Raw genomic sequence first — 803 nt, 5'->3', positions numbered from 1 at the left:
GAAACACGTTCCCTTAATGCTTGAAGATGCAGAAAATGAACTGCCACATCTCGCTAGAACGGTGATTGCCGATGCTTATCACCACCTTGGTGAATTAAATCAACGTATCGCCGATACTGAACAAGTCTTCGGCTCTTTTGCTAAGGTCAGCGCTAATGTTCAACGAGTGATGAAAGTTCGAGGTATTGGGCCGCAAACCGCTACTGCGATACTTGCTTCGATAGGCAATGGTTCTCAATTTGATAAAAGCCGTGATTTCTCTGCTTGGCTAGGACTCGTACCAAAGCAATATTCCACAGGAGGAAAACCTCGCTTAGGCCGAATGATAAATACTTACGAACACTATTAGTTCATGGCGCAAGGACCGTGATTGCCAACCTTGGCGACAAGCAAGATAAGTTAAGTCAGTGGTGTCGCGGCGTTCTAGAACGAAGAGGAATGAACCGAGCGATAGTGGCACTTGCCGCGAAGAACGCACGAATTATATGGTCGCTTTTACACAATCAAACCGAATATGAAAACTATGCTGCTTAAGTAGAAACCTAAGCAGCATAGAGAGTTAAACCCACCGGGTCATTGCAGACGCTAATGATGGAGATAGGTTAAGACCACTTGCGGAGAGCCTGTTAATGCGGCGGACACACTAGATGTCATCTAACGAATAAGGCACCGCAGTCGCGCAAAGTCATCAGGGCCACGACGTATGCGAATCGTCGATAAGTAGGCCGAATGTAGAGCGGCAGTCCAAAACCCATCAACATAAGTTTAGCGGATGTTTGACAACCGGGGGAATCCATGTAGCC

1 pseudogene is annotated in these 803 nt (G+C 46.9%); it reads left to right on the top strand.

The annotated features are described in order from the left end of the window. Positions 1-534 (top strand): annotated as a pseudogene (locus A6D97_RS19075) (IS110 family transposase); the annotation flags it as partial. Positions 535-803: the final 269 nt, after the last annotated feature.

The organism is Vibrio sp. ZF57, assembly GCF_001691235.1.
GTDB lineage: Bacteria > Pseudomonadota > Gammaproteobacteria > Enterobacterales > Vibrionaceae > Vibrio > Vibrio crassostreae_C.
The sequence above is the reverse complement of the archived record's forward strand: the minus strand, read 5'-3'. Positions and strand labels throughout refer to the sequence as shown.